Here is a 5,018-nt window from a genome sequence, read left to right as displayed (position 1 = left end):
AGGCCCTGCCTGCCGGAAATACCCCGCCGCAGGGTTAGTATTTTCACATGATTTCAAATATCATCTTTGCCGTTCACTTTTAATCGGATTCGCTCATGACGGAAGCGCAAAGGCACCAAATTCTGCTGGATCTGCTCGCCCAAACGGGGTTTGTTACCGTGGAGCAGGTGATGTCGCGGCTCGGGATCTCACCCGCTACCGCCCGACGTGATATCAACAAGCTGGATGAAAGCGGCAAACTGAAAAAGGTTCGTAATGGCGCGGAAGCCATTAGCGAACAGCGCCCCCGCTGGACGCCGATGAACATCCACCAGGCGCAAAATCTGGATGAAAAAGTGCGTATTGCACGCGCCGCTTCGCAACTGATCGCGCCGGGTGAGAGCATCGTCATTAACTGCGGCTCCACCGCCTTTCTGTTGGGTCGGGAACTGTGCGGCAAACCGGTGCAGATCATCACCAACTATCTGCCGCTGGCTAACTACCTGATCGACCAGGAGCATGACAGCGTGATTATCATGGGCGGCCAGTACAACCGCAGCCACGCCATCACCCTCAGCCCCCACGGTAGCGAGAACAGCCTCTATGCCGGACACTGGATGTTTACCAGCGGCAAAGGGCTCACCGCCGAAGGCCTCTACAAAACGGATATGTTGACCGCCATGGCCGAGCAAAAAATGCTTAACGTGGTCGGCAAACTGGCGGTGCTGGTCGACAGCAGCAAGATCGGCGAGCGCGCCGGGATGCTATTCAGCCAGGCCGGACAAATAGACGTGGTGATCACCGGCAAACAGGCCGATGCCGCGATCCTCAAACAGCTTGAGGATCAAGGCGTCAGCGTAATCCGCGTTTAAAGGTGCTGCTGAAAAAAGGCGACCGTGGTAGCCAGCGCCTCTGGCGTAATGCGATGGCGGACGCCTTTCTGCCAGACACAGGTCAGCCTGGCGGCAAGGTCAGCCTGCCGCAGCGCCTGCTCTAGTCGAAAGGTTTCTTCCGGCGGCACCACGTCATCGGCATCGCCATGCCAGAGCAACAGCGGCCGCCGGGCAAGGGACGCCAGCTGATGGCTGACATCCCATTCGTTGAGGCTATCGACATCAAAATCAGGCGAGGGGAACAGGGTTTGCGATAGGGAACGAAAATAGCCCGACCCCATCAGACAGGCGACGCTGTTCAGCTCGGGGTGATGCGTCATGATGCCCAGCGCCGTCATTCCACCCATCGAAGCGCCCGCCACCGCCAGCCGCTCCCCTTCCAGCCATCCTTCAGCGATTATCGCCTCGCGCAGCGCAGGAAACTCCCTGAAATTCTGCTGCAGAATCGGCCAGAAGCGCTGCATCCGCCCGGCCTCATCGCCCTGATAGCGCGCCCCATGCTCCGGCGCGTCCGGCATGATCACCCGGAATCCGGCCTCGGCCAGCGCCACCGCAAAGTAGCTGTAGACCAGCTTCGACGAGGTAAAGCCATGATAAAAGACGATACAGGGCAAGGGCTTATCCAGACTCTCCTGCGGACAGGCATGTAAAATTTCACCACCGCCGAGGTTGCGCATTTCTAGTGCAATCATTTATCGTCTTCCTTCTCTATCGTGGTTAGGCGTCATGGGAAAATTCATTCACCAGGCAACCCAGTTTGCTACGATTCATAATGTTGAGAACCCGGTTACGCTTTCACAACATTTTCATTCGAAAATCGCGTCAGAGATAACAGTTCGGGAACATTCCCCGGCAATCCTGTTAAGGCTACCACTACACTATCACTATCAGGAAACGAGATATGGTTATGCGCAGGTTTTCACCGTGGTTACTGGCTATCGTCCTCAGCGGGTGTAGCGCCCTGCAGGGAACGCCAGAAGCCCCGCCGCCCGCCACCGACCATCCGCAGGAGATCCAGCGCTACCAGACGGCTGGCCTGCAGAAAATGGCCACGGTGAGCGTACTGATGTACGGTTCGCCGATGGATGTCGAAGCGGCGCTGAAGGCCAAAGCAGAAGCAGCCAAAGCCGATTACTACGTCATCATCATGATCGATGACACCATGGTACCCGGCCAGTGGTATTCGCAGGCGATCCTCTATCGTCGATAACGAGGCGGCGTCTTTAAATCTGCTTTACACAGCTTTGCGTCCATTCACGTTCTCCTGTGCATAATAACGTTCGGCCAGCCACCTGGCAGGACGTTAGCAACGGACTGCCCTTGGGACTACGTGAAATGGAGCTGACGATGAAACGATCTTTTACCCTATCCAGCCTGCTGTTAACCGCTGCGACGGCCAATACGTCCGCGCAGTCAGCCGAATTCGCCAGCGCGGATTGCGTCACTGGCCTGAATGAAATCGGTCTGATCTCCGTCACTAATCTTTCCGGTAGCCAACAGGATGTAGAGCACGCCATTGCCCGCAAAGCAGACGAGCAAGGCGCCTCCTGGTATCGCATTATTCAGATGTACGAGGAACAACAGCCGGACAGCTGGCGCGTGCAGGCCATTCTCTACGCCTGAGGCGCCTGGCGCCCGCGCCCCATAGCCCGCAGCAGCAGGTCGTCGAGGGTCGGCGCGTCAAGACGTATGCCGCCGCGGGTGTCGAGCATCATCCGGCACCAGGCTTCGGCCAGCGGCGGCGAAGCATGGCGCAGCATCTGCGCCCCCGCGCCAAGACGATAGACCAGCCGGGCAATCTCTCTCCCCTGCTCTTCGGCGGGTCGTTTCAGCAGTTGCTGCAGCTGACGCCATGCGCGGTCGAGATGGCGGTTCTGTCCTTTCACCTCCGCACACTCCGCGGCCAGCAGCTCCATCGCCGCCGGCTGCTTGCTGAGCACCCGCATCACATCGAGGCACATAATATTGCCGGAGCCTTCCCAGATGCTGTTGACCGGCATCTCACGGTAGAGGCGCGGGAGTTCGCTCTCCTCGCAATAGCCGATGCCGCCCAGCACTTCCATCGCCTCGGCGACAAACGGGATACCGGCCTTACAGATGGCAAACTTGGCCGCAGGCGTAAACAGGCGCGCCCAAGCGCTTTCCCGGACATCATCCCGACGGTCCCAGGCCCGCGCCAGGCGAAACAGAAACGCGGTCTGCCCCTCCAGACGGAGCGCCATTTGCCCCAGCAGCTGGCGCATCATCGGCTGTTCGACCAGGTTTTTGCCAAACGCCTGACGCTGTAGCGCGTGATACAGCGCCACCGAGAAGGCGCGACGCATCAGGGCATGGCTGCCCAGCGCGCAGTCAAAGCGGGTCAGGCCGCCCATCCTGAGGATCTGCCGCACGCCGTCGCCTTCGTCGCCCACCAGCCAGCCGCAGGCATCATAAAACTCCACTTCGCTACTGGCGTTGGAGCGGTTGCCGAGCTTCTCTTTTAAGCGTTCAAGACGCACGCCGTTACGCTGCCCGTCGGGCAGCAGACGCGGCACAAAGAAGCATGAGAGCCCCGCCGGAGCCTGAGCCAGCACCAGGTGAGCATCGCTCTGCGGCACCGAGAAGAACCACTTGTGTCCCACCAGTCGGTAAAACCCTTCCGCCGTTTTCTCCGCGCGAGTGGTATTGCTCAGCACATCAGACCCCCCTTGCTTCTCGGTCATCCCCATGCCGATCAGCAGGCCGCGCTTCTGGCCGCCAGGCGCAAGGTGCGGATCGTAACGGTCGCTCAGCAGTGGCGACAGCCAGTCGCGAAAGGGCGCGGGCAGGGCGTGCTGCAGCAGGGGCGTTGCGGCGAAGGTCATGGTAATCGGGCACAACGTCCCGGCCTCCACCTGGGCATGGAGCAGAAAGCGGGCGGCGCGGGCGACAAACGCGCCTTCGCGGGCATCCTCCTGCCAGGCGAGATTATGTACCCGGTTCGCGCACAGCCCCTGCATCAGCAGGTGCCAGGCGGGATGGAAGCGCACGTCGTCCAGCCGGGCGCCGGTGGCGTCATAGCGCAGCAGCTCCGGCGGATTGCTGTTGGCCAGGCGTCCCAGCTCCAGCGATTCGGCTGTCCCCAGCTGCTGGCCAATGCTGGCGAGCAGATCGCCATCCCAGCCGGCGCCTTCGCGGACCACGGCTTCACGCAGAGCGGTATCGGACAGAAACAGATTGCTGTTATTCAGCGGGGTGGGTTGATTAAAAACGGTGTGCGTTTGCCAGTGCATCGTGTCTCCCTCCATCAATGGCGATAGCCATAAGTATGGTTATCCGGAGGGAGACTCGCCCGCGAGAGCGGTCACAAAAAAGCCATCCCGGAGGATGGCTTTTTTTGATTCGTCGATGGTTCAGCTTAGCTGCGCTGGCGTACTGCTTCAAACAGACAGATGCCGGTAGCCACCGAGACATTCAGCGAGGAGACGCTGCCCGCCATCGGGATGCTGATCAGCTCATCGCAGTGTTCGCGGGTCAGACGACGCATGCCTTCGCCTTCCGCGCCCATCACCAGCGCCATCGGGCCGGTCATTTTGCTCTGGAACAGCGTATGGTCGGCTTCCCCTGCGGTTCCGACGATCCAGACGTTTTCTTCCTGCAGCAGACGCATGGTGCGCGCCAGGTTGGTGACGCGGATCAGCGGGACGTTCTCCGCCGCGCCGCAGGCCACTTTCTTCGCCGTCGCATTCAACTGAGCGGAACGATCTTTTGGCACGATCACCGCATGCACGCCGGCGGCGTCAGCGCTACGCAGGCAGGCGCCGAGGTTGTGCGGATCGGTTACGCCGTCGAGGATCAGCAGGAACGGTTGATCGAGCTGCGCCAGCAGATCCGGCAGATCGTTCTCCTGATACTGACGCCCCGGCTTCACGCGGGCAATGATCCCCTGGTGCACAGCGCCTTCGCTCTTCTCATCAAGAAACTGACGGTTGGCCAGCTGAATCACCACGCCCTGCGCTTCCAGGGCATGGATCAGCGGCAGCAAGCGCTTATCCTCACGGCCTTTCAGAATATAAACTTCCTGAAAACGCTCAGGTGCGCGCTCCAGCAGTGCCTGCACCGCATGGATGCCGTAAATCATTTCACTCATTGATGTACTCGTTTTAGGTTCTGTTATCTGCCCCCCCC

At 60.0% G+C, this 5,018-nt stretch carries 6 protein-coding genes; 3 read left to right on the top strand and 3 right to left on the bottom strand.

All coding sequences use genetic code 11. From position 1 onward, the window contains the following. Positions 1–95: 95 nt before the first annotated feature. Positions 96–851, top strand: a complete 756-nt coding sequence (ulaR, locus tag HMPREF9538_RS16855) for an HTH-type transcriptional regulator UlaR (RefSeq protein WP_004177697.1) — start codon at positions 96–98, stop codon at positions 849–851. Here the strand turns inward: ulaR and yjfP are convergent. Next, entirely contained in the window at positions 848–1,564 is a 717-nt protein-coding gene (yjfP, locus tag HMPREF9538_RS16860; protein ID WP_004178343.1) for an esterase, read from the bottom strand. The two genes, ulaR and yjfP, sit on opposite strands and share 4 nt — an antisense overlap. A gap of 209 nt (positions 1,565–1,773) precedes the next feature. Between yjfP and bsmA the strand changes: the two genes are divergently transcribed. Beyond that, the gene (gene bsmA, locus HMPREF9538_RS16865) at positions 1,774–2,082 is read left to right on the top strand and encodes a biofilm peroxide resistance protein BsmA (protein WP_002885674.1); all 309 of its coding nucleotides are present in this window, start codon (positions 1,774–1,776) and stop codon (positions 2,080–2,082) included. Between the two features lie 137 nt (positions 2,083–2,219). Next, complete coding sequence (gene yjfN, locus HMPREF9538_RS16870) at positions 2,220–2,495, top strand: DUF1471 family protease activator YjfN (RefSeq protein WP_002885673.1); 276 nt, start codon at positions 2,220–2,222, stop codon at positions 2,493–2,495. On the opposite strand, the gene HMPREF9538_RS16875 is transcribed toward yjfN, so the two are convergent. Together HMPREF9538_RS16875 and rlmB are read right to left on the bottom strand one after the other, a co-directional pair. Beyond that, positions 2,486–4,123 carry an isovaleryl-CoA dehydrogenase gene (locus tag HMPREF9538_RS16875; protein ID WP_004222074.1) on the bottom strand — a complete coding sequence of 546 codons (1,638 nt, stop codon included), beginning with the start codon at positions 4,121–4,123 and terminating at the stop codon, positions 2,486–2,488. The two genes, yjfN and HMPREF9538_RS16875, sit on opposite strands and share 10 nt — an antisense overlap. Before the next feature lie 125 nt (positions 4,124–4,248). Next, positions 4,249–4,980: a 23S rRNA (guanosine(2251)-2'-O)-methyltransferase RlmB gene (gene rlmB, locus HMPREF9538_RS16880; RefSeq protein ID WP_002885669.1), complete on the bottom strand. Its 732-nt coding sequence runs from the start codon at positions 4,978–4,980 to the stop codon at positions 4,249–4,251. Positions 4,981–5,018 lie beyond the last annotated feature (38 nt).

The sequence above is a fragment of the Klebsiella sp. MS 92-3 genome (genome assembly GCF_000195655.1).
GTDB classification, from domain to species: domain Bacteria; phylum Pseudomonadota; class Gammaproteobacteria; order Enterobacterales; family Enterobacteriaceae; genus Klebsiella; species Klebsiella pneumoniae.
Note: the sequence above shows the minus strand (reverse complement) of the source record. Positions and strands in the feature narration are given on the sequence as shown.

Excerpts from the sequence above, each read along its gene's own strand:
- ulaR (WP_004177697.1), top strand. The coding sequence starts at position 96 with ATGACGGAAGCGCAAAGGCACCAAATTCTGCTGGATCTGCTCGCCCAA.
- yjfP (WP_004178343.1), bottom strand. The coding sequence starts at position 1,564 with ATGATTGCACTAGAAATGCGCAACCTCGGCGGTGGTGAAATTTTACAT.
- bsmA (WP_002885674.1), top strand. The coding sequence starts at position 1,774 with ATGGTTATGCGCAGGTTTTCACCGTGGTTACTGGCTATCGTCCTCAGC.
- yjfN (WP_002885673.1), top strand. The coding sequence starts at position 2,220 with ATGAAACGATCTTTTACCCTATCCAGCCTGCTGTTAACCGCTGCGACG.
- HMPREF9538_RS16875 (WP_004222074.1), bottom strand. The coding sequence starts at position 4,123 with ATGCACTGGCAAACGCACACCGTTTTTAATCAACCCACCCCGCTGAAT.
- rlmB (WP_002885669.1), bottom strand. The coding sequence starts at position 4,980 with ATGAGTGAAATGATTTACGGCATCCATGCGGTGCAGGCACTGCTGGAG.